The 23,239-nt window shown below is 72.9% G+C and carries 18 protein-coding genes and 1 tRNA gene; 10 read left to right on the top strand and 9 right to left on the bottom strand.

Annotation, left to right across the window (positions count from 1 at the left end; genetic code table 11):
* Positions 1-279: 279 nt before the first annotated feature.
* Positions 280-352 (bottom strand) — tRNA-Arg (locus ACFYMU_RS29785).
* Between the two features lie 306 nt (positions 353-658).
* Between ACFYMU_RS29785 and ACFYMU_RS29790 the strand changes: the two genes are divergently transcribed.
* From ACFYMU_RS29790 to ACFYMU_RS29815, 6 genes are all read left to right on the top strand, one after another.
* Positions 659-2,266, top strand: coding sequence for a dynamin family protein (locus tag ACFYMU_RS29790; RefSeq protein ID WP_388379692.1), 1,608 nt, complete (start codon positions 659-661; stop codon positions 2,264-2,266).
* A gap of 104 nt (positions 2,267-2,370) precedes the next feature.
* A complete protein-coding gene (locus tag ACFYMU_RS29795; RefSeq protein ID WP_388379695.1) occupies positions 2,371-4,599 on the top strand; it encodes a GTPase in 2,229 nt (742 codons plus the stop codon).
* Positions 4,600-4,836: 237 nt separating this feature from the next.
* Positions 4,837-5,433 carry a single-stranded DNA-binding protein gene (locus tag ACFYMU_RS29800; protein ID WP_388379698.1) on the top strand — a complete coding sequence of 199 codons (597 nt, stop codon included), beginning with the start codon at positions 4,837-4,839 and terminating at the stop codon, positions 5,431-5,433.
* A 285-nt stretch (positions 5,434-5,718) separates the two neighbouring features.
* Positions 5,719-7,128 carry a Cys-Gln thioester bond-forming surface protein gene (locus tag ACFYMU_RS29805; RefSeq protein WP_388379701.1) on the top strand — a complete coding sequence of 470 codons (1,410 nt, stop codon included), beginning with the start codon at positions 5,719-5,721 and terminating at the stop codon, positions 7,126-7,128.
* Between the two features lie 97 nt (positions 7,129-7,225).
* Entirely contained in the window at positions 7,226-7,969 is a 744-nt protein-coding gene (locus ACFYMU_RS29810) for an aminoglycoside 3'-phosphotransferase (RefSeq protein ID WP_388379703.1), read from the top strand.
* Positions 7,970-8,192: 223 nt separating this feature from the next.
* Positions 8,193-8,720, top strand: coding sequence for a DUF1062 domain-containing protein (locus ACFYMU_RS29815; protein ID WP_388379705.1), 528 nt, complete (start codon positions 8,193-8,195; stop codon positions 8,718-8,720).
* Positions 8,721-8,812: 92 nt separating this feature from the next.
* Here ACFYMU_RS29815 and ACFYMU_RS29820 read toward each other — a convergent pair whose 3' ends face one another.
* Entirely contained in the window at positions 8,813-9,247 is a 435-nt protein-coding gene (locus ACFYMU_RS29820) for a VOC family protein (RefSeq protein ID WP_388379707.1), read from the bottom strand.
* 195 nt (positions 9,248-9,442) lie between these two features.
* Between ACFYMU_RS29820 and ettA the strand changes: the two genes are divergently transcribed.
* Genes ettA through ACFYMU_RS29835 form a run of 3 tightly spaced genes read left to right on the top strand, consistent with a single transcriptional unit; the run spans position 9,443 to position 12,212 of the window.
* Positions 9,443-11,107, top strand: coding sequence for an energy-dependent translational throttle protein EttA (ettA, locus tag ACFYMU_RS29825; protein WP_388379710.1), 1,665 nt, complete (start codon positions 9,443-9,445; stop codon positions 11,105-11,107).
* A 2-nt stretch (positions 11,108-11,109) separates the two neighbouring features.
* Positions 11,110-11,526 carry an acyl-CoA thioesterase gene (locus ACFYMU_RS29830; RefSeq protein ID WP_388379713.1) on the top strand — a complete coding sequence of 139 codons (417 nt, stop codon included), beginning with the start codon at positions 11,110-11,112 and terminating at the stop codon, positions 11,524-11,526.
* Positions 11,523-12,212 carry a hypothetical protein gene (locus ACFYMU_RS29835; protein ID WP_388379716.1) on the top strand — a complete coding sequence of 230 codons (690 nt, stop codon included), beginning with the start codon at positions 11,523-11,525 and terminating at the stop codon, positions 12,210-12,212. Before ACFYMU_RS29830 ends, ACFYMU_RS29835 begins: the two co-directional genes overlap by 4 nt.
* Positions 12,213-12,277: 65 nt before the next feature.
* On the opposite strand, the gene ACFYMU_RS29840 is transcribed toward ACFYMU_RS29835, so the two are convergent.
* Entirely contained in the window at positions 12,278-12,691 is a 414-nt protein-coding gene (locus ACFYMU_RS29840; RefSeq protein WP_388379719.1) for a globin, read from the bottom strand.
* Between the two features lie 139 nt (positions 12,692-12,830).
* On the opposite strand from ACFYMU_RS29840, the gene ACFYMU_RS29845 reads away from it, so the two are divergent.
* Positions 12,831-13,811 carry a methyltransferase domain-containing protein gene (locus ACFYMU_RS29845; protein ID WP_388379723.1) on the top strand — a complete coding sequence of 327 codons (981 nt, stop codon included), beginning with the start codon at positions 12,831-12,833 and terminating at the stop codon, positions 13,809-13,811.
* A 107-nt stretch (positions 13,812-13,918) separates the two neighbouring features.
* Here the strand turns inward: ACFYMU_RS29845 and ACFYMU_RS29850 are convergent, their stop codons facing one another.
* The 6 genes from ACFYMU_RS29850 to ACFYMU_RS29875 all read right to left on the bottom strand — a co-directional run bounded on the left by ACFYMU_RS29850 (position 13,919) and on the right by ACFYMU_RS29875 (position 23,230).
* Positions 13,919-15,271 (bottom strand): FHA domain-containing protein, encoded by a 1,353-nt coding sequence (locus tag ACFYMU_RS29850; RefSeq protein WP_388379725.1) that lies wholly within the window; start codon positions 15,269-15,271, stop codon positions 13,919-13,921.
* Between the two features lie 94 nt (positions 15,272-15,365).
* The gene (locus ACFYMU_RS29855) at positions 15,366-16,715 is read right to left on the bottom strand and encodes a VWA domain-containing protein (RefSeq protein ID WP_388379727.1); all 1,350 of its coding nucleotides are present in this window, start codon (positions 16,713-16,715) and stop codon (positions 15,366-15,368) included.
* A 121-nt stretch (positions 16,716-16,836) separates the two neighbouring features.
* Entirely contained in the window at positions 16,837-18,198 is a 1,362-nt protein-coding gene (locus ACFYMU_RS29860; protein ID WP_388379730.1) for a PP2C family serine/threonine-protein phosphatase, read from the bottom strand.
* Positions 18,199-18,201: 3 nt separating this feature from the next.
* Complete coding sequence (locus ACFYMU_RS29865) at positions 18,202-20,820, bottom strand: tetratricopeptide repeat protein (protein WP_388379733.1); 2,619 nt, start codon at positions 20,818-20,820, stop codon at positions 18,202-18,204.
* Positions 20,817-22,139, bottom strand: a complete 1,323-nt coding sequence (locus ACFYMU_RS29870; RefSeq protein WP_388379736.1) for a hypothetical protein — start codon at positions 22,137-22,139, stop codon at positions 20,817-20,819. Before ACFYMU_RS29870 ends, ACFYMU_RS29865 begins: the two co-directional genes overlap by 4 nt.
* Positions 22,140-22,228: 89 nt before the next feature.
* Entirely contained in the window at positions 22,229-23,230 is a 1,002-nt protein-coding gene (locus ACFYMU_RS29875; protein WP_388379739.1) for a glutamate ABC transporter substrate-binding protein, read from the bottom strand.
* Positions 23,231-23,239: the final 9 nt, after the last annotated feature.

Here is a 23,239-nt window from a genome sequence, read left to right on the forward strand (position 1 = left end):
AGCGCTCCTTCAACCTGTATGGCGATTTGCCCTCATCTGAGGGGCGTGGCCGGGTGGTCGTCGCACGTCGACCGCAGAGGGATTGCAGAGAGACCGCACCGAAACTTCGGGAAGTTTCCGGGAAGAACACCCGCCGAGGGCCGGACGAAATCGTCCCCAGCCGGACGCCCGCCGACTCTGCCCGAGAGCCCACCCGCACCCGCGAAGCTGCTCCGCCGAGCCCGATAAACGGCCTCTTACCAGCAAAAACGCCCTCCCGATGGGAGGGCGGAGACTGGGCGCCCCCGGCAGGACTCGAACCTGCGGCCAAGCGCTTAGAAGGCGCCTGCTCTATCCACTGAGCTACGGGGGCTGGTGCGGCGGCCTGTCTGGTGCCCGGGTGCGGGCCTGTCCGTGACCTTGCCGGGGACAAGGATAGGACGCCAGGACCCTTGCCCTTGATGCTTCCCCTCCGTGGCTCGATGTGGAGGTTCGGTGAAGCGGTCCTGATAATCGCAGGCAGGTGCGAATCGTGCATCGCTTTTCGCGTCCGGCGCCCCGGGTGTTGTGGACTCGTTATGCCTGCGCCCCGGTCGCCCCTCCCGGCCCGCATGCCCGCTCGGCGCGCAGACATGTCCATATGCTTCAGAAATCATCCAAAATTGGGCATTCTTCGCATGTGGTGACCTTGGATGTACGGCCTCAGCTGCTCGACGCACTCTCCGACCTCCGCGACCGTGTCGCCGCCGCACGCTTCCCGCTGCCCCTGGCGGGGGCCGCACGCGCGCGTGCCGGCCGCGACGAGCTCCTCGCGCAGCTCGACGACTACCTGGTGCCCCGGCTGAAGGAGCCCGAAGCACCCTTGCTGGCCGTTGTGGGCGGATCCACCGGGGCCGGCAAGTCGACCCTCGTCAACTCCCTTGTGGGCCGCAAAGTCAGCGAGGCCGGCGTGCTGCGCCCCACCACCCGCACTCCCGTGCTCGTCTGCCATCCCGAGGACCACCACTGGTTCAGCGGCATGCGCGTCCTGCCCGGGCTCACCCGCGTGTGGGTGCCCCGCCAGGACACCGGCGAGGATCCGCCCGCCCTGGCGGGACGGGACGAGCGGGTACTGCGCATCGAGACCGCCGACACGCTCCCGCGCGGACTCGCCCTCCTCGACGCGCCCGACATCGACTCCCTGGTCGCCGACAACCGGATCCTCGCCGCCGAGCTGATCTGCGCCGCCGACATCTGGGTCCTGGTCACCACCGCCGCCCGGTACGCCGACGCCGTGCCGTGGCACCTGCTGCGGACGGCGAAGGAACACCGGGCGACCTTGATCACGGTGCTCGACCGCGTACCCCACCAGGTCGTCTCCGAGGTGTCGCGGCAGTACGGCGCCCTGCTCGCCAAGGCCGGCCTCGGCGACGTGCCCCACTTCACCGTGCCCGAGTTGCCCGAGTCGGCCTGGGGAGGAGGACTGCTGCCCGCCACCGCCGTCGCCCCTCTGCGCGCCTGGCTGACCTACCAGGCGCAGGACCCCTCCGTCCGGGAGGCCGCGACGGCCCGCACGGCCTACGGCGCCCTGGACTCCCTGACGTCCCGCGTGACCGAGCTGGCCGGCGCCGCCGCCGCCCAGTACGCCGCCGCCCTGCGGCTCACCGCCGCCGTCGACACGGCGTACGACCGTGAGGACGCGCGCGTGCACACGCGTCTGCAAGCCGGTGCCGTGCTTGCCGGCGACGCCCTGAGGAGGTGGTGCGGCTATCCCCTCGACTGCGGTGACGGTGAACTGCTGGACGCCCTCGTCGAGAACCTGGGCGTCCTGCTGCTGTGCGCCGTCACGGCCGCCGACGAGCGTGTCGACGAGGCATGGCGCCGCGAGCCGGCGGCGGCCGCCCCGGCGTTGACGGACCACGGCCCGGCCCCGGAGAGCGCGGAGCACCGCATCGGGCTGGCGGTACGACGCTGGCGGCGCGTCCTGGAGGAGTACGCCGAGGAAGCGGTGCGCGACCTCGACAGGAGCGTGGCCCCGGACGCCGAGACGGTGGCCGCCCTCTCCGCTGCGGCCCTCCTCGGCGGAGACCGGGCGCAAGGGGCCGCCGACCTGCTCGCCGACCGCATCGGCGCGCAGGAGGCACAGCGACTGCGTGAGCGCGGCGCGCAGTTGCTCTCCGAATACGTCGACCGGGTGCTGCGCACCGAACGCGAGCGCCGTCTCGCCCCCCTCGACGCCTTCGACGTCCACGCCGACCCCCAGGCCGAACTCATCGCCGCGCTGTCCGTACTGCAGAAGGAGAGGTGACCGCGGTGGACGTCATCACCGGCCACACGGATCACGACGAGGCCGGGCACCCGCACCCGAGTGGGCACCCGTACCGCGGGGTTTCCGCCGGAGGTGAAACCGGCGTGGACGACGAGCTTCCTGAGCACCGCGGGGCCTGTGCGAACCAGGGGGAGCCGCCGGTGGACGACCGGGTGCGCGCCCACGGTGACACGGAAGCGCACCATGCCCCGGCGTCGGACGCCTCCGAAGCGGCACGGCACGGCGAGGGCACCGCAGACGCGGGCGGGCAGGACATGGGGGGCGTGGCGAACGCCGCGAACGGCGACATCGCGGCGACTGCGGCGAGCGGGAAGACGACGGAGGTCGGCGAGATCGAGGAGAGCGGGCAGGGCGGGCAGAGCGGGGAGAACGGCGAGAGCGGGGGGAGGGGGAAGACCTGGGGGGTCAGAGGCGGCAGCGAGACGAGAGAGACCGCAGAGACCGGCAAAACCAGTGAGGCCAGTGAGGCCACTGAGGCCACTGAGGCCGCTGAGGCCGCTGAGGCCAGGGAGAGCAGGGAGAGCAGGGAGACCGAGGACACCTGGCCGCTCGAGGCTTCGCACGCGCGCGTGCAGCGCGACGAACCGGCGGGGCGCGCCGAGGCGCCAGGGGTGGCCTGGGACGACGGGCTGATCGCCAGGCGGGCGTCCGAGGCAGGGCTCGCACACGCGGCCGGACCCCTCGACCCCCACGGCGCGGTCGTACCGCAGCCCATGCCCCTCGCCTACGACGGAGCCCTCAGGTCGCGGCTGGACGCGCTGCGCGAGCTGGTGGGCCTGTCGCGGACGCGGCTGGACAGCCGTACGCTCGCCGAGGCGGGCCGGGTCCTGGACGAGGCGGCCGCGCGGCGCAGGCTCTCCGGAGAGCACACCGTGGTCGCCATCGCGGGCGCCACCGGCAGCGGCAAGTCGACCCTCTTCAATGCGCTCGCCGGAGTGGCCATTTCGGAGACCGGTGTGCGCCGGCCGACCACCGCCGCACCCATCGTGTGCAGTTGGAGCGACGGAACGGCCACGCTCATCGACCGGCTCGGGATCCCCGGGCGGCTGCGCCGGCGCCCCGTGCAGAGCCCGGACGGCGACCCGCAGCTGCGCGGGCTCGTCCTGGTCGACCTGCCTGACCACGACTCCGCGGCCGTGCAGCACCGGGAGCAGGTCGAGCGCGTCCTGGCCCTCGTCGACGCGGTGATCTGGGTCGTGGATCCGGAGAAGTACGCCGACGCCGTGCTCCACGAGAGGTACCTGCGGCCCCTGGCCGGACATGCCGAGGTCATGTTCGTCGTGCTGAATCAGGTGGACCGGCTGCCCGTGGAGGCGGCGGACCTGGTGCTCGACGACCTGCGGCGGCTGCTCGACGGGGACGGCATCCCGCTGGGCGAGTTCGGCGAACCCGGTGCAACCGTGCTCGCCCTGTCCGCGCTCACCGGGGACGGCGTGGGCGAACTGCGTGAGGTGCTCGGGCAGTTCGTGGCCGAACGTGGGGCGGCGGCGCGCCGCATCGCCGCCGACGTGGACGCCGCCGCCGCCCGGCTGCGGCCCGTCTACCTCACCGGGCCGTACACCGGGCTGAGCGAGGAGGCGCGCGAGGAGTTCGCGGAGCGGCTCGCGGACGCGGTGGGTGCGACCGCCGTCGGCGAGGCCGCCGAACGCGCGTGGCTGCGCAACGCCGACCGTGTGTGCGGTACGCCCTGGCTGAGGCTGTGGCGGTGGTTCCGGGAGCGGCGGGAGCCGTCCGCGGGACGGCCGCCGGAGCGCGCCCGGGCGGACGAGGAGGCAACCGCGCGGCAGCGTGTCGAGCAGGCCGTGCGGACGGTGGCGGACCGGGCCGCGGCCGGACTGCCGGCAGCCTGGGCCCAGGCGGTGCGCGAGGCGGCGGCGCGCGGTGCGCAGGGGCTGCCGGAGGCGTTGGACGGGCTGTCGGTGCGCACCGCCATGCCGTCGGGGCGGCCGCCCCGGCCGGGCTGGTGGCCCTTCGCCGTGCTCGCCCAGACGCTGATGGCGCTGCTTCAAGTCCTGGGCGGGTTGTGGCTGCTGGGGCGGGTCGGCGGGTTCACCCCGGCCCACCTCGGCGTGGCGGCGTTGCTGACGGCGGTCGGCGTGGTCGGGGGACCGGCGGTCCAGTGGGGCTGCCGGATCGCCGCACGCGGACCGGCACGCCGGTACGGGCTCGAAGCGGAACGCCGGCTGCGAGAGGCGGCCGCCGGGTGCGGACGGGCCCGAGTGCTGGATCCGGTGGCGGCGGAGCTGTTGCGGTACCGGGAGGTGCGGGAGCAGTACGCGAAGGTCACGGGGACGGGTACGCGGGTGGGGTGAGGTGGAGCGACTCGTTCGGGTGGCGGAGTTGTCCACAACCCGGCGGTAGCCCACAGCGCTCAGCGGGCTCGGCCCGGCGGAGGCAGTCTGATCCCACGGCGATCGCGGCGAACGCGGTCGTCGCAGGAGGCGGCAGCACGCGGTACGGCGTGCCCGCCACGGCAGACGCAGCCGTACGGGACGGGCCCGTACGCGTTCCGTCCCGGCGCGGAAGCCGGGGCGAGGGAGGGGTTTTCTGTGAACGAGACGATGGTGTGCGTGGTCGGCAACGTGGCCACGCAGCCGGTGTACCGGGACGCGCCGACGGGTCCCACGGCACGCTTCCGGCTGGCGGTGACGGCGCGGTACCTGGACCGCGAGAAGAACGAGTGGACCGACGGGCACACGAACTTCTTCACGGTGTGGGCCCGGCGCTCGCTGGCCACGAACGTCGCGGCCTCCGTGGCCGTGGGCGATCCGCTCGTCGTCCAAGGGCGGTTGAAGGTGCGGACCGAGCAACGGGACGGGCAGGGCTGGCTGTCCGCCGACCTCGACGCGGCGGCGATCGGCCACGATCTGTCGCGCGGCACGTCGGCCTTCCGCCGCTCCGCGAGGCCCGAGGCGCAGCCTGGCGCGTCACCGCAGCCCGAGCCGAACTGGGAGACGGAGCCGCCGGGCCGGCCTCGGACGACGGACGAGCCCGGCGCCGGGGCGAGGACCGGAGCCGAAACCCCTTCCGAACCGCAACCGCAACCGCAACCACAACCTCAACGCCGGCGCCAACACCAACGTCAGCCCCAACCTCAGCCCCAGCCTCAGCCCCAACCGACACTGGAAGCCGCTGGTATGACGTGACATCAGCCTGACTGCCTCCCAGACCGACCCCCTCCGGCCGGAACTGTCGTCAATCGGGGAGTCTGTCAGGCACTGCCCGAACGATCCCGGTGAATTTGTCGACAAGTGCGGCTCGCGAACTGTGTGAGCGATAACGATTCCGAGTCGGATCGGTTATCGGGCCAGATGACTGGGGAGAGGGGTGCGCCACGTCCCTAGGATGCCGGGCATGGCTCTCGGGGCTCCTGATTCCGCTGGTGGGACCGCACTTCCCCCGGCAACGGGCCCTGCTCGAAGGGGAATTCTGTGTTTGCTTCGTTCTCTGTGTCGTCCGCGCGCGGGCGAGGGGCCGCCGGCCTCGCCGCCGCGACGCTGGTGTCCGGACTCGTCGCGGCGGGCCTGCTGGCCGCCGCGGGCACGGCGGTCGCCGAGGACACACCGCAGAGCGAGGGCGGAGCGACCGCGACGATAGGCGACCTCAAGACGTACGGGGCTGCCGTCGTCCACGACGGCGGCACGGACGAGGAGGTGCCGGCGGGGCTGTTCGAGATGTCCGTGGACTACGGCGGCACCCTGCAGACCTACTGCATCGACCTCCACAACCCGACCCAGAAGGACGCCAAGTACCAGGAGACGACGTGGAGCGGCACGTCTCTCGACGGCAACAAGAACGCGGGCAGGATCCGCTGGATCCTGCAGAACTCCTACCCCCAGGTCAACGACCTGGCGGCGCTGGCGGCGAAGGCGGGCGCCGCGGGACTCACCGAGCAGGACGCGGCGGCCGGCACCCAGGTGGCGATCTGGCGCTACTCGGACGGCGCGGACGTGGACGCGGTCGATCCCCAGGCGGAGAAGCTCGCGGACTACCTCGAGAAGAGCGCGCGGAACCTCCCGGAGCCCGCCGCGTCGCTCACCCTCGACCCGCCCGCCGTCTCGGGGCACCCCGGCGAGCGGCTCGGCCCGGTCACCGTGCACACGAACGCGGACAGCGTGACGGTGACGGCGCCGACGGACGCCATGGACAGCGGCGTGAAGATCGTCGACACGGCCGGCAAGGAGGTCACGTCCGCGGTCGACGGCAGCAGGATCTACTTCCAGGTGCCGCGGAAGGCGCAGGACGGCTCCGCCGAGCTGACCGTGCAGGCGTCGACCACCGTGCCGGTGGGCCGGGCCTTCGTCTCGGAGAGCCGCAGCCAGACGCAGATCCTCGCCGGCTCCAGCGAGTCGACCGTCTCGGCGGCGGCCACGGCGAACTGGGCGGCGACAGGCGCGATACCCGCTCTGTCGGCCGAGAAGAACTGCGCCGAGGGCGGCGTGGACATCACCGCGGTGAACAAGGGCGACGAGGCGTTCACGTTCGCGCTCATGGGGACCGAGCACACCATCCCCGCCGGGAAGTCGCAGACGGTGACGATCCCGTTGCAGGAGGACCAGGCGTACGACTTCACCATCAAGGTGCCCGGCGGCTACGAGAAGCGGTTCAAGGGCGTCTTCGACTGCAAGACGGCATCCAGCGCCGGCGGACTGAAGACACAGACGCTCAGCGAACCCTCCCCGGCACTGGCGGGTGGCCCGACGGCCGCCGACACCGACCTCGCCGAGACGGGCGGCTCCAGCGCGACCCCGATCATCGCGGGCACGGCCATCGGACTGGTCGTGATCGGCGGCGCGGCCCTCCTGCTGATCGGCCGGAAGCAGACCCCGACGCGCGACTGACCGCCCGAACCCCGGCCGCCCGACGGCGGGTCGAGCCCTCCCGGCGCGTGGAGAAAACCGTTGGCCCGCCGCCGGACGCGGGGGAGACCATGAGCGCATGGCCTTGCCCGGACCGCCGCCTCCCACCGTGCAGGTACCCGCGCGTATCGCCGCCCTGGCCGATGGCCGGCCGCTGCTGCCCGTGTGGCAGAACGAGCTGGGCGGCCTGACCTTCCGGATCGACGACGGTGACGGCCGGCTGTTCGCCAAGTGGGCTCCGGCAGCCTCCCGGCTGGACCTGCCCGGCGAGGCCGAACGCCTGCGGTGGGCCGGCCGCTTCACGCCCGTACCCCGCGTGCGGGACCAGGGAGCGGACCGGGAGGGAGCCTGGCTCCTCACCCATGAGCTGCCCGGCGAGAGCGCCGTCGCTCCTCGGTGGACGGCGGACCCCGCGACGGCCGCGCGTGCGCTCGGTGCGGGACTGCGCGCCCTGCACGAGCGGCTTCCCGCGGCCGAGTGCCCCTTCAGCTGGTCCGTCGAGTCCCGCCTGGAACGGGCACGGAGCGCGGGGCTCTCCCCGCCGACGGACCTGGGCACGCCCCCACCGATCGACCGCCTCGTCGTGTGCCACGGCGACCCCTGCGCGCCGAACACGCTGCTCCGCGAGGACGGCACCTGGTCCGGCCACGTCGACATGGGCGCCCTGGGTGTCGCCGACCGCTGGGCCGACCTGGCCGTCGCCACGTGGAGCACGGAGTGGAACTACGGGCCCGGCTGGGAGGACACCCTCCTCGACGCCTACGGAATCACCCCCGACCCCCGGCGGACCGATTTCTACCGCCGCCTGTGGTCGGCGACCTGAGAAACACCCGCCGGCGCCGCGCTCGAAAACCGGTGGAGCGGTGCCGCCGCGCGCCATTACCGTGCTGCCGACCCACGTTGTCCGATCAAGGACGTGCCGATGTACACCGTGTGAGACCCCCTGGAGCTGATCGGTCGCGCGTCGCGTATCCGCGCCGCGCTTCTTCTTGCTGCGGACTTCTCACTGAAACCGGTGTACTTCTGTGCTCGAAAACTGGGTGGTCATGCCCACCTGCCTGCCGCTGGTTCTCCGCCGTTGCCACACGTGCGCGTCCGGACGCTTCCGGGTAAACGGCAAGTTCCGCGTCAACGCCAACCACAAGCTCATCGACGCCTGGCTCCTCGTGCTCTGCACCGCTTGCGGGGAGACGGCGAAGCTCACGGTCCTGGAGCGGACGAAGGTGCGCTCCGTACGACCTGAGCTGCTGGACCGGCTGCATGCCAACGATCTCGGCCTGGCAGCCGAACTGCTCCAGGATCCGGTGGTGCGGCGCCGTAATCGCATCGCCCTCGACTGGGCGGGCGCCTGGCGCCTGGACACCGGCGGATCGGATCACGTGGGCCGCGAGGTGATCGACGTCTCGGTCCGCTTCGCGGCGCGGATACCTGTCCGGCCGGTGCGTCTGATCGCTGAAGGCTGCCGTCTTTCGCGGGCCGAGACCGACAGGCTGATCACGGACGGGAAGCTCGTCTCGGCGGTCCGGCTGAGCGGCAAGCTCTCCGGCGGCTTCACCTTCACGCTCAAGCGCTGAGCACTCCCGGGGCCAGGGGCCCGTCCGGCGGAATCCCGCCGGCCAGGCCCCTGGCCGACCAGTGCGCCCGTCCCCGTCGTCCCGGAGGATGCTCAGTCGAGACAGAACTCGTTGCCCTCGATGTCCTGCATCACGATGCACGACTCGTTGTCGTCATCGGCCGGCAGCACCCGCACGCGCACCGCGCCGAGCGCGACCAGTCGTGCGCACTCGGCCTGGAGCGCGGCGAGCCGCTCTTCCCCCACGAGTCCGGTGCCGACCCGCACGTCGAGATGCACCCGGTTCTTGACGACCTTGCCCTCGGGGACGCGCTGGAAGTACAGCCGCGGGCCCACACCCGAGGGATCGCCGCAGGCGAACGCCGATCCCTGTCGCTCGGGCGGCAGAGAGCGGTCGAAATCGTCCCAGGTGGCGAACCCCTCCGGCGGCGGCGGTACGACATACCCCAGTACCTCGCACCAGAAGCGGGCGACGCGCTCAGGTTCCGCGCAGTCGAAGGTGACTTGTAACTGCTTGACCGATGGCATCGGCGCACCCTAGCAGGGGGGCGGGGCGCCGAGGGGACCCAACGGCCACCGACAGTGACGGACGAGCCCTGGGTGTCATCGGTGAAACCCAGGTCACGGCCCCCGGACCATACTGGTTTCCGTCCAGGGGCGGCGGTCAGGCAAGATGGGCTGTATCTGCCCACTGCCAGATTTCAAGCTGCCGGACGGTTTCTCTTGGCTGAGTTCATTTACACCATGCGCAAGGCGCGCAAGGCGCACGGCGACAAGGTGATTCTCGACGACGTCACCCTGAGCTTCCTCCCGGGTGCCAAGATCGGCGTCGTCGGTCCGAACGGCGCCGGAAAGTCGACCGTCCTCAAGATCATGGCGGGCCTGGAGCAGCCGTCGAACGGCGACGCGTTCCTCACGCCCGGCTACACCGTGGGCATCCTGCTCCAGGAGCCCCCGCTGAACGAGGAGAAGACCGTCCTGGAGAACGTCCAGGAGGGTGTCGCCGAGATCAAGGGCAAGCTCGACCGGTTCAACGAGATCGCCGAGCAGATGGCGGTCGAGTACACCGACGCGCTCATGGACGAGATGGGCAAGCTCCAGGAGCAGCTCGACCACGCCAACGCGTGGGACCTGGACGCGCAGCTGGAGCAGGCCATGGACGCTCTGGGCTGCCCGCCCGGCGACTGGCCCGTCACCACCCTCTCCGGTGGTGAGCGCCGCCGGGTCGCGCTGTGCAAGCTGCTGCTGGAGCAGCCCGACCTGCTGCTGCTCGACGAGCCCACCAACCACCTCGACGCCGAGTCGGTGAACTGGCTGGAGCAGCACCTCGCCAAGTACGAGGGCACCGTCGTCGCGGTCACCCACGACCGGTACTTCCTGGACAACGTCGCCGGGTGGATCTGCGAGGTCGACCGCGGCCGCCTCCACGGCTACGAGGGCAACTACTCCAAGTACCTCGAGACCAAGGCCGCCCGCCTCAAGGTCGAGGGCCAGAAGGACGCCAAGCGCCAGAAGCGCCTGAAGGAAGAGCTCGAGTGGGTCCGCTCCAACGCCAAGGGGCGGCAGGCCAAGTCCAAGGCGCGTCTGGCCCGCTACGAGGAGATGGCGGCCGAGGCCGAGAAGATGCGGAAGCTGGACTTCGAGGAGATCCAGATCCCGCCGGGGCCGCGCCTGGGCAGCGTCGTGGTCGAGGTCGACAAGATCAGCAAGGCGTTCGGGGACAAGGTCCTCGTCGACGAGCTGTCCTTCACGCTGCCGCGCAACGGCATCGTGGGTGTCATCGGCCCGAACGGCGCGGGCAAGACCACGCTGTTCAAGATGATCCAGGGTCTGGAGCAGCCCGACTCCGGTTCGATCAAGGTCGGCGAGACCGTCAAGATCTCGTACGTCGACCAGGGCCGTGAGAACATCGCCCCGAACAAGACCCTGTGGGAGGTCGTCTCCGACGGGCTCGACTACATCAACGTCGGCCAGGTCGAGATGCCGTCGCGGGCGTACGTCTCCGCGTTCGGCTTCAAGGGCCCCGACCAGCAGAAGCCGGCCGGTATCCTCTCCGGTGGCGAGCGCAACCGCCTCAACCTGGCGCTCACCCTCAAGCAGGGCGGCAACCTGCTGCTCCTCGACGAGCCGACCAACGACCTGGACGTGGAGACGCTGTCCTCGCTCGAGAACGCGCTCCTGGAGTTCCCGGGCTGTGCCGTGGTCATCTCCCACGACCGGTGGTTCCTGGACCGCGTCGCCACCCACATCCTCGCCTACGAGGGCGACTCCAAGTGGTTCTGGTTCGAGGGCAACTTCGAGTCGTACGAGAAGAACAAGATCGAGCGGCTCGGCCCGGACGCGGCCCGTCCGCACCGTGCCACCTACAAGAAGCTGACCCGGGGCTGACCTTGCGGCACATCTACCGCTGCCCGCTGCGCTGGGCGGACATGGACGCGTACGGTCACGTCAACAACGTGGTGTTCCTCCGGTACCTGGAAGAGGCCCGTATCGACTTCCTGTTCCGCCCGGACAAGGAGTTCAAGCAGGGGTCCGTGGTGGCGCGCCACGAGATCGACTACAAGCAGCAGCTGGTCCACCGGCACGCGCCGGTGGACATCGAGCTGTGGGTCACGGAGGTCAAGGCGGCGTCCTTCACCCTCGCCTACGAGGTCAAGGACAAGGACCCGGACCGGGTCTACGTCCGGGCCTCGACGGTGATCGTGCCGTTCGACTTCGAGGCCCAGCGCCCGCGCCGGATCACGTCCGAGGAGCGGGAGTTCCTCATGGAGTACAGGGACGACGAGGAGGAGGCCGTCGCCGCATGACGGTGCTCCACCTGGCCGACGACGGGGAGGCGGCGGACCTGGCCGCCTTCCTGGCCCGGCTGATCCACTACGACCGCGGTGCCGCGGTGCGGCTGCAGACGACCGGGACGGCGCTGGCGGTCTTCGGGCGGCCGCCCTCCTTCGAGGTGCTCGCGGTCCGTGCGGTGCGGCTGGCCAAGCCGTACGAGGACGGGCTGGACGCCCGGCTCGACCGGACCGTGTCGGCCGGTGAGCTCCTGGAGTCCGTCGACGAGCCGGCGGCCACCGCCGGTGTGCCCGCCGTCGTGACCGGACCGCCGTGGACCGGGGTACTGCCGCCGCGCGGCGGCTGGCTTCCGGAGCCGGGGCTGCCGGCACCGGACGCCCTGCGGGCCGCCGTGGCCGCGGCGGTGGCCGAGTTCCGCTCGCGCACGGAGGAACTGGATCCCGAGCGGCGGACACGCACCGCGCTCGACGGGATCGGCAGGGAGATCTGGTCCCGCGCGGTGGGGGCCACGGAGCTGCCGGTGCGGGCCGTGCACGCCGCGCAGTCGCTCGGCTTCCTGCGCCCGGCGCCGCGGGTGTCCGGCGGCGACGCGCCGCCTGGGCTGTTCTCGGCGGGCGCGTGGCTCAGGCTGCGCACCCCGTACGGGTCGGTCGCCCTGCGCCGGGCGGGGCTCGGCACGTTCAGCGTCACCGTGCGCTGAGCGTCACCGCGCCCCGAGCGTCACCGGGGCCAGCGGCCCTCGGGACGCCCCACCCGCTCACCCGCTCACTCGGGCGTGTTCATCATCGACGCGGCGGCGTACGTCAGGTAGTTCCACAGCGTCCGCTCGTGCTCCTCCGACAGGCCGAGCTCGTCGACGGCGGCCCGCATGTGCCGGAGCCAGGCGTCGTGGGCGGCCTGGTTCACGGTGAACGGTGCGTGCCGCATCCGCAGCCGGGGGTGGCCGCGCCGCTCGCTGTAGGTCGTCGGTCCGCCCCAGTACTGGATCAGGAACAGGGTGAGGCGCTCCTCGGCCGGGCCCAGGTCCTCCTCGGGATACATGGCCCGCAGCTCGGGGTCCTCGGCCACCCCCTCGTAGAAACGGTGGACGAGGCGGCGGAAGGTCTCCTCGCCGCCGACCTGCTCGTAGAAGGTCTGCTCCTGAAGCGTGCCGCGCCGAATCTCATTCACATGGTCCATGGTCTCAGACGCGGCGACCGGAGCCGCAAGGCCCGGGATCCCCGGTTCGACGGGGGAGGGCCCGGCCCGGCGGTGACGCGTCGCGGTCCGGGCGCGCGGCATGCTCGCCACGCGTCGTCTCCCGCAGCACAGTGGAGGTATGGGCGCGCACGCTCTCGATGACGATCTGGAGGACCTCGCCGCATCGGCGCGGGCGGACCTCGTGCGGGAGATCGACGCGTGCGGGGCGTGGGCCGCCGATCCCGCGTGGCGCGAGGTGTTCGCGGCGGTGCCGCGCCATCTGTTCGTGCCGTACTACTACGTCGTGGCCAGGGGCGGCTACGAGCGCCGATGGTGCGGCGATCCCGACCCGGGCCGCAGACGGGAGTGGCTGCGCGGCGCGTACGCCGACGCCCCGCTGGCCACCCGGGTGCGCGACGGCGAGCTGATCTCCTCCAGCAGCCAGCCGTCCCTCATGGCACAGATGCTGAGCACGCTGAGGGTCCGGGACGGCGACGCCGTCCTGGAGATCGGTGCCGGCACCGGCTACAACGCCGCCCTGCTCGCCCACCGCCTCGGCGACGGCCGGGTCACCTCGATCGACATCGACCCCGAGATCACCGAGTCCGCCCGGCAGCACCTGGCGGCCTCGGGACACCACCCGGCCGTGGTCACGGGCGACGGGGCGCGCGGCGTACCGGAGCGGGCCCCCTTCGACCGGATCATCGCGACCTGCGCGCTGAGCTCGGTGCCGCGCGCCTGGCCGGCGCAGTGCCGTCCGGGCGCGCGCATCCTGGCGCCGCTGGCGACCGGGCTGATCGCCCTGGAGGTGCGGGACGCCGGGCATGCCGAGGGGTCGTTCCTGGCCACGCCCGCCTACTTCGTACCGCTGCGCGGCGGGACGCGGCCCGGGCCGGACCCGGGGGATCTGGGCGGGCTGCCGCACCGGGCCCGGAACGACGAGGGGTTCCGGTTCGTGCTGGCCCTGACGGCGGGCAGCCTCACCCCGTCCGAGGCGTACACGCTGTGGGAGCACGAGGAGCGGCCCACCCGTGAGCGGTTCGGGATCACGGTCAGCGGCGACCGCGCCCGGGCCTGGCTGGACGACCCGGACGGGCCGCACACCTGGCCGCTGCCGTGAAGGGCGGCCGGATGAGACGGAACGGCCGCGGACGCGTACGAGAGCCCGTGAGCAGTCCCGCACACGTCCGGGGGCCGCGCCGCTCAGAGCGTGTGCACAGGCTCCTCTCAGCCCCGGCGGATCGTGATCGTCGTCCAGGCGCCCACGTGCACCCGGTCCCCGTCCTGCAGGGGCACCGGAACGAAGGGCTGGATGGGCTCCTCGCCGCCGTTGACGGTGGTGCCGTTCGTGGAGTTCTGGTCGACGACCGCCCAGGAGCCGTCCGGCTGCTGCACCAGGACCGCGTGCTGGTGCGAGACGCCCGGGTCCTCCGGCGGCACCGACAGGTCGATGTCGGGGGTGTCGCCGGTGGAGTGGCGGCGGCGGCCGATGGTGACCTGGTTGCCGGACAGGGTGCGCTGCTGCTCCGGGGAGTACGCGGGCAGGTTCAGGCCCGCGGCCTCGGGGCCGGAGCGCTGCATCATCGCCAGGAAGTACTCGCGGTCCGGACCGATCGTGGCGGTCCAGGTCGTCGGCTGCGGCTGCTGCTGTCCGTAGGGACGCGGCGGGGCCTGGGTGGCGCCGGGCTGCGGGTAGCCGTAGCCCCCGCCCTGGCCGCCGGGACCCGCCGGACCGCCGGGCGCGCCGCCCGAGGGGGAGGACGACGGCGGCGAGATCACCCAGTCGTCGTCACCGCCGCCGAAGGCCGGCCCGCCGGACTGCGGCGACCCGGGCGGCGGGAAGCCCTGGACCGGCGGCGGGGGCGGCGGGCCGCCGGGCCGCTGGTACGTGGGGGGCGGGCCGCTCGGCTGGAAGGCCGACGGGCCGTTGGGAGCCTGGGTCTGCGGGTCCCCGGGGCCGCCAGGACCCCGGAATCCGCCGGGGCCGCCGGGACCTCCCGACGGGGGGCCGGGCGGGGGCGGAGCCGGACGGGACGGATCGTGCCCGAAGACGGACGGACGCGAGGCGTCCCCGCCGAAGCCCGCCGGGCCGGACGGCTCACCGCCGAACGGCGGGGACGGCGGGATCGGCTCCGCGGGCCGGTTCACCTGCGACGGCCGGGAGCTGTGGTAGTCGTACGGGTCCGGGCCGGGCCCGGTCTGCCCGCCCTGCTGGAAGCGCAGTGGCGGGTTCGGCGACGGCGCCGGCGGGCGCGGAGCCGCAGGGGTGTAGGAGGTCGCCGTGTTGGTCAGGAAGTTCCACCGGCACTCCTCGCAGAACGGGGCACCGCCCTCGCGGGGTGTGCGGCACTGCGGGCAGAGCTCCGGCTCCAGGTCCGGCACGGCGGACAGCGGGCGCCCCGCGGGGCCGCCGCCGGCGCCCGGAGGCGGCGGGGGCGAGCCGGGCGACGAGTAGCCGTAACCGGCGCCGGGCGGCGGCGGTGGAGGTGGCGGCGGGGGTACGGCACCGGCCATACGGTGACCGCAGACCTCGCACCAGTCGTCGGAACCCGACTGGTGTCCGTTCGGGCAGGTCGGCATGTCGGCGCTTCCCCCTCTCCTTCTCCGGTCCCTGTGACCGGCGTGGTTCTCCGACCCCGTGCGGTCGGGCTCGCTGCTGTGCGGACTTTCTACGTCACTTCTTTACACGAACAGTCTTTGTGGACCGGGTCTCGAGGGTCATCTCGTCGGCCTCCGCGACCTTCGCCTTCAGTCGCACAGTACCTGTCGCGGCGTCGACCACGTCCACCACCTTCGCAAGCAGTTTCGCAGTATCCGCGTTCCCCGACGCGCCGGCGAGCTGAACGGCCCGTCCCAGCTTGGCCGTTGCTCCGTCGAAATCACCCGCTTTGCGGAGGTCCAGTCCCTGTTGGATGACATGCGCCAGTTCCGCCTGGCCCGTGTAGTGCGCGACTTGGGGGTTGATCGACGTGGACGCCGCCATGTCGTCGGTCCACACCGCCCGTACGAGTCCCTGGGCGCCGAGGCTGTGGGCGCCGCCTCCCTCGTTCTGCGGGATCACGAGCGAGACCCGGGCGGCCAGCATCTCCTGGCCGACGGCCGCGGACGGGACCCGGACGCACAGGTGGTAGTCGCGGGACTCGTCACCCCAGGAGCCGGTGGGGTAGTCCCCGGCGCGCGGCCCCGCCTCGACACGGCGGTCGGTCAGGTCCTCGACCGTGGGCGCCACCTGCTTCACGAACAGGATCTCCGTGCCCACGGGCGTCCACAGCCGCAGCGAGACGTCCGCGACCTCCTTGCCCATGGCCGACTCCATCATCTGCCGGAAGTCGGCGGCCAGGGCGGCCGGATCGGCGACGATGTCGGCGGTCCCCAGCAGCGCGGAGGCGATCCCGGTGACCTCCTTGACCTCCCAGTCGGTGCCCACTCCGCGCGCGTCACACGTGAAACGGCCGACGCAGGAGTCCAGCGCGGCCCGCAGGTCCTCGGGGGCCTCGTGCTCGTTGCGGCCGTCCGTCAGCAGGATGCCGTGCCGGATGGAGACGTCGGCCGAGGACAGCAGCCGGTCGGCCAGCCGCAGCCAGGTGCCGATCGCGGTGCCGCCGCCCGCGCTGAGCCGGCGCAGCGCCTGCTTGGCCTGGCCACGGGTGTTCGCGTCGGCCACGGCGAGCCGTCCGTCGCCGGGGTAGACCTCCTTGGCCACATGGGTGCCGCCGATGACCGCGAAGTGCACCCCGTCGCGCAGCATGTCGATGGCCACGGCCGTGGCGTCGCGTGCGTTGCGCATCTTGGTCGGCGGGTAGTCCATCGACCCCGAGCAGTCGACCATGACGGCAACGGCCGCGCTCGGGCCCTGCCCCGGCGCGTAGAGGTGGGGCGCCGCGACCGCGCTTCCGACGGTGCCGCCGCCGGTCGCGGTCACCGTCACGATGGCGTTGACCTCGCGGCCGCCCTCCGGCAGGTACTCGTTCTGATACACGTCCACCGAGAACTGCGGCACGTTCGACTTCGAGAAATTGGCCATGCGTTCTCTGATCCCCCTCAAGACCCCCGGCACGCCGAGGTGATGACTGGTGGCGGACCGGTCCCCTCCGGTCCTGGGGCCGGCCCCCGCCGGCCACGGGCGTGTCCGGGGGACACACCTCTCAGGCGGATCCTGCCCCCTGCGGCGTGGCAGGGAACGGAAGGACCGCCACTGTTACGTTGTCGTGGCCCCCGCCGTCCAGGGCGTGGCCCACCAGCACCCGGGCCGAGTGCAGCGGACGCCGCTCGGCGTCGGGCGGCAGCACCTCGGCCATCTCCTCGGCGTTCTCCGCGTAGTTCCACAGCCCGTCCGTGCACACCACCACCACACCCGGCCGGTCCGGTTTGAAGGAAGCGGTGTGCGGCTCCAGTTCGTAGGCGTCGGCGCCGAGCCAGCCCGTGATCGCGTGCGCGCGTTCGTCGGCGTAGGCCTCGGCCTCGCTCATCAGGCCCGCGGCGACCATCTGCGCGGCCCACGAGTCGTCCTCGGTGAGCCGCGCCGGGGGCGTGCTGCGGTCCACCGGGATCCAGTAGGCGCGGCTGTCGCCGACCCAGCCCACCACGAGCAGGCCCGCGGTGACGACGGCGCCGACCAGGGTGCAGGCGGGCGCGTTCTGGTGCGGGGAGTGCTCCTGGGCCGTCTCGGGCTCGGTGGCCAGCGCGTTGACGGCGTGCGAGGCGGTGACGATCGCGTCGTGCATGGCCTGCTGGGGGTGCGTGCCGCGGGGCAGGGCCTCCAGCAGCGCCTCGTTCGCGGCCTGGGCGGCGGCGAGGGAGGCGTCGTCGGGGCGGGTCGCCGAGGAGACGCCGTCGCACACGACGGCGACGACGGCGGGCGAGCCGTCGGGCAGCGCGGTCGAGGAGACCGTGAAGGCGTCCTCGTTGCGATGGTGGCGCAGGCCTCGGTCGCTGACCGCGGCGACCGCACCCAACTCCTGTTCCATGTGGTCCCGTTCGCGCGGCTGGGCGTGACCGCAGTGCTCGCAGTAGCCGTCCCCGTCGACGGTGCCCGTGCGGCAGGCCACGCAGACCTTCGTGCCGGCCGGGGGCGTCGTCGGCGCGGCCGTGCGGGGGTCGACCGGCTGGGGTGCCGCCAGGGCGTAGTCCTGGGACGGCGAGGGACGGTCGAACCGCACGCCCTGCGCGGCGGGGGCGTCCTGCGCGGCGGGGGCGTCCTGGGCGGCGGGCGCGGCCGGCAGCTCGGAGCCGCCGGAGTCGGTGCCCCGGAGGTCGGCCGGCAGATGCGCCGGGGCGGACGGGCCGGCGCCGCCGGCCGGGGGAGCGGCCGGCCAGTCCACGGAGGCCGCCTCCCGCGGCGGAGGCGGCGCCGCGCCGTTCATGGCGAGCGTCGGTGTGTCCGACGGGCGGGCGGGCACCACCGACAGGTCGTACCCGCAGGCGCCGCAGAAGCGGTCACCCGACTCGAGGGGCTCCTCGCAACTGGGGCACCGGGAAAGCGCCGTCGGCTGGGGCATCTGGGACATCGATCACACCCACGTCCGGGGGCGGTAACGGTTGGCACGTTCCACCAGGTCGATCCTCTCCTCGCTGCCCTGCGCGAGCCTGGCCAGCGTCCGGTACGAGCGCTCCAGGCCGAAACGGAGGCCGCGCTCGTGCAGCTCGCTGCCGAGCAGCGCCCGTCCGGCCGCCCCCGCGCCCGGCGACGACCCCTGGCTACCGGAGAGTACCCAGTCCAGGGCTCGGCCGAGGACCTCTGTGGACAACTGCTCGCGCCGCACGGCGTCCAGGCCGTACGCCTCCAGCGCCTGGACCTGCCCCGCGGCGGCCACGAGGTCGTCCAGGAAGCCCGGTTCCGGGCTCTGGTCCGCGCCCTGCCGCAGCCGCGCCCGTACGGCGGCGACGCGGGCGGCCGTGTAGTGGATGGACGCCTCCGGCACGGACTCCAGGGTCCGTACGGCGCCACGGCGGTCACCGGCGGCGAGCTGGACCCGGGCCAGGCCGAACGCCGAACTGACATAGCTGGGGTCGGTGCTCCAGACGAGGCCGTAGTACTCGGCCGCGTTGTCGAGCTGGCCGAGGACCTCCGCGCACAGCCCGAGGGCCAGCTTGGGGGCGGGTTCGCCGGGGAAGGCGTCGTAGACCGCGTCGAAGGAGAGCGCGGCGGCCTCGTGGTCGCCGGTGGCCAGGGCGGTGACGCCGCGGTACCAGACGACCCGCCAGTCGTCGGGGTGGTCCGCCTCCAGTGCGTCGAGGACCCGCCCCGCGGCGTCCGTCCCGCCCATCTCCAGCCGGGCCCGCAGCTCGCGCAGCCGCAGCTCCGGGGAGGGCGCCGGTGCCGTCTGCAGCGCGGCGATCAGCTCCGCCGGCGCGGAGGCCATCAGACCGGCCAGGAAACCTGCGTTGGGATCGCCCGGGTCCACCAGGGGCACCGGCAGGGCGAGCGCGGCGGCGGCGGTGTCGAGCGGTTTGACGAGCCCGGCACCGGCACCGGCACCGGAGGCGTGGGCGTCCGCGCGGGCCGGCAGCGCGGGGGCCGCGCCGGAGCGCACGGCCGCGCCGCCCGGCACCGCGCGCCCCGGCACCGCACGCCCCGGCGCCGCGCCGGCCGCCGCGCCGGAGCGGGCGGCGACGGCCCTGCTCCTCGTCCGCACCGCGCGCGACCCCAGCCGCGACACGTCCTGCGTCGGCTTCGCGAACAACTCGGTGTCGGTCACCTTGAGTTCGGGGCCGAACAGCGTCGACAGCGCGGGCCGTGGGTGGTTCGTCTGGAGCGCGACGACCTCGCGCAGCACTCCGGTCAGCTGCTCCGACATCTCCTGCGCGGACGCGAACCGGCGGGCCGGGTCCGGGTCGGTGGCCCGCACCAGCAGGCGGTAGAAGGACTCGTACCGGCGGAAGACCTCGATGCCGTCCGGGTCGGGCAGGGAGTCCGCGAAGACGGTCGTGTAGCCCTGGAAGTCGAAGGTGAGCACCGCGAGGGTGCGGGCGACCGTGTAGAGGTCGCTCGCCACCGACGGGCCCACCTCGGAGACCTCCGGCGCCTGGTAGCCCACCGTGCCGTAGATGGCCGACTCCTCGTCGTCCGCCCTGCGCACGGCGCCCATGTCGATCAGCTTGAGCTGGTCCTCGGTCTGGATCGCGTTGTCCACCTTGAAGTCGCAGTACAGCAGGTTGCGGCTGTGCAGATGGCCGAGCGCCTCCAGCGCCTCGATGCCGTACGCGCACGCCTGCTCCACCGGCAGCGGATCGCGCCTGCCGTCCGGTGCACGGCGTGAGTTGGCAATCTCCTTCAGGGACTTGCCGCCGACGTACTCCATCACGATGTAGCCGTCGAGGGAGCCGGTGCGCTGGTCGAGGTGCTCGACGAAGTTGTAGATGCGCACGATGTTGGCGTGCTCGATCTCCGCGAGGAAGCGCCGCTCGGAGATCGCCGCGGCCATCGCGTCCTGGTCGCCGGTGTCCAGCAGGCCCTTGAGGACCACCCACCGGTCGGCGACGGCGCGGTCCACCGCCAGGTAGATCCAGCCGAGACCGCCGTGCGCGAGGCAGCCCACGACCTCGTACTGGCCGTGCACGACGTCCCCGGCGCGCAGCTTGGGCACGAACGAGTACGGGTGCCCGCACTTGGTGCAGAACCCCTCGGTGCGCCCCGGCCGGTCGCCGCGCTCCCGCCCCACCGGCGCACCGCAGTCGGAGCGCGAGCAGAACCGCTTGCGCTCGGGTACCTCGGGGTTCTCCAGCACCATCGCCCGCGGATCGGGCCGCGGCACGTCCGGGACCCGCACCAGGCCCAGGCCGAGCCGGCTGCGCCCGGAACCGGAGGACGACATGCCGGAGCTGCGCACGGACACCGAGCGGCCGGTGGACTTCCCCGACAGCCGGCCCGACACCGAGCGCCGGGACTGGGACGACCGGGACGACCGGGACAACCGGGAGGACGTGCGGGAACTGGCGCGCGAGCTGCCGCTGCCGGAACCGTGCGAGCCCTTGCCCGAGGTGATCCCCGCGGCCGCCGGGCCGGCCGTGTCCCGCACCGCGACGACCGGGGCCAGACCGCACGTGTCGCAGTACAGCTCGCCGCCGCCCATGTCCTCGTACGACCCGTCACATCCGGGCCGTTGGCACTTCTGTCCCTCCTGGCTCATGGTTCCCCCCTCCGGTCGGCCGGCCCGCTCTGCTCGGGAACGCGGGAGCCGAGCAGCTCCGCGGCCGCCCGCTGGTAGCGCAGCACCGCCTGCTCGGCGACCCTGAGGTCGCAGGGGGCGCTCCACAGCATGCGGCGGGCCGCGTCGTACCGCTCGACCAGCAGCGGGTCCTCCGCCAGACCGTGCCGGGCCACCTTGGCCTTGTACGCGTCGAGACGGCCGCGCAGTTCCGCGCGGACCGCCAGGGGCGCCGTGACCGCCGTCAACGACTCGCGGGCGCGCAGCAGTTCGTCCTCCGCCTTCTGCTCCAGGGACTCCAGGAGCGGTGAGAGGCGGTGCCACTGGGCGTGTCTGCGGTACTCGGCGGCCGTCGCCAGCTGCTCCTGCAACGCGGTCGGCGGGCCGCTGACGACCGGCACCTCCGTGGCGGCGATCTTGGCGAGCACCTCGCCGCGGGCGGTGCGCGCCTCGGCGAGCGTGCGGTCCGCGCGGCTGAGGACGTCGCGCAGCCTGATGAGCCGCTGCTCCGCGTCCTGCCGGACGGTGAGCACGGCGTCGATCTCCCGGCGCACGTCCTCCAGGGCGCGCGCCTCACGGTCGTAGACGGTGGTGTCGGGGCGGCCGCCGCCGGGCGCCGAACTTCCCTGCGCGGGCACCCAGAAGGCGAGCGGGTCGGAGACCACCTGCTCGCGCAGCGCGGTCAGGGTGCGGGTGATCCGCTCCAGGTCGTCGCCCGCCGGATGCTCGCCGGGCCGCACGCCCACGGAGTGCGCGAGCCGGCGGGTGCGCTGCAGTTCCGCGGCCAGTAAATCGATCCGGGCGGGCAGCGCCGACCACACCGCGTCGGCGGCGACGACCATGTCGAGGGAGGACGCGTACAGCTCGTTCATCCGCTCCACGAGCTGCGCCAGCGTGAACTGCTCGCTGAGCCTGCCGGCGCCCGCCATCGTCGGCGCGTTCGCCGTGGCGGTGGTGCTGCCCGCGACCGTGACGCTCGCACCGCGCAGCAGCTCGGTCAGCTCGACCAGGTCCTCGCGGCTGGACCAGCGCCGGCGGGCGCGGACCTCGCGCGCGGTGCGCAGGGCGTCCGTGTAGGCGTCGAAGTACGCCCACAGCAGGGTGATCGACGCCTCGGTCGACGTCCAGCGCTCCTTGGTGACGCCCGTCAGCTCGGCGCCTTCGAGGAGTCTGCGGCCCGCGTGGTCCTGCAGGGCGAGGAGCGAGGTCTCCACGGCCTCGTGCTCCGCGCCGAGCCGCGCCAGCGCACGGTCCACCTCGTCCCGGTCCAGTACCGGCCCGGTGGGTCCCGTGACGCCCATCGATCACCTCTCGCTCTCGTCGTTCCCGGTGCGCGTGTCCGGTGCGCCGGGCTGACTCTCCAGTGGTATCAGGTCGGTTGCGCCTGTGATCAGGACGGCGGCCGCGACGACGCCGGGTCCGTGCCCAGCGTCGAGGACAGCCACTTGGCGTACGAGTCCTGCCAGCCGCTCCTGCGGTAGTCCACGAGCACCTGGTTGACCCGGCGCACCAGATCGCCCGCCTGCCTGTTCATCGCCACCCCGTAGTACTCGGTCGTGAAGGGCTTTCCCTTGAGTTCGACCGTCGGGTCCTGGGCCGCCTGGCTCGCGGCGAGGGCGCCGTCGGTCACGACCGCGTCGACCTCGCCCAGCTGCAACTTGACCAGGCAGTCGAGCTGGTTGGGGACGGTGGTGGAGATGTCCGCGGACGCCGGGAGCCGGCCGGACCTCTTGTCGTCCGTCAGCTTGGTGTTGGCCGTGGAGCCCTCGGCCGAGCAGATCCTGCGGCCGGCGAGGGAGCGGTCGTACCCCGTGATGCCGGACGACTTGGGGGCCAGGACCTGCTGCCCGGTCGTGAAGTACGGGTCGGAGAAGGCGACTTCCTTCAGCCGGTCGCAGGTGATCGTCATGGTGCGCACCACCATGTCCACCTGCCCACTTTTGATGGCCGGGATGCGCTGGTTGGTGGGAATGGCGTGGAAGCGGACGGCCTTCGCGTCGCCGAGGATCTGCTGTGCGATCTCGTGGGCGAGGTCGATGTCGAAGCCCTCCAGGTCGCTGCCGGGGCTGTTGGGGTCGCGGTAGCCCCAGCGGTAGCTGTTCTGGTCGACGCCCACCGACAGATAGCCGCGCTTGGTGATGGCTGTGACCGCCGGGCCGCTCTCGTCGCCGGACGGCGGGGGGCTCAGCCGCTCGGGGTGGTCGTCGCAGGAGCCGGCCTTGGCCTGGGTGCCCTCGGCGAGGCCCGGGCCGCCGGTGCCCGTGGATCCGTCCCCGCTCGGGCGGGCCAGCGGCAGCAGCAGCACCAAGGCCACGGCGAGCAGGCAGGCGAGGAGCATCGCACCCACACCGCCCCAGCCCTTCAGGCTCGTCCTCAGGCGTCGCGCGACCATCGCCGCTCC

Source organism: Streptomyces sp. NPDC007264, from assembly GCF_042869095.1.
GTDB lineage: Bacteria > Actinomycetota > Actinomycetes > Streptomycetales > Streptomycetaceae > Streptomyces.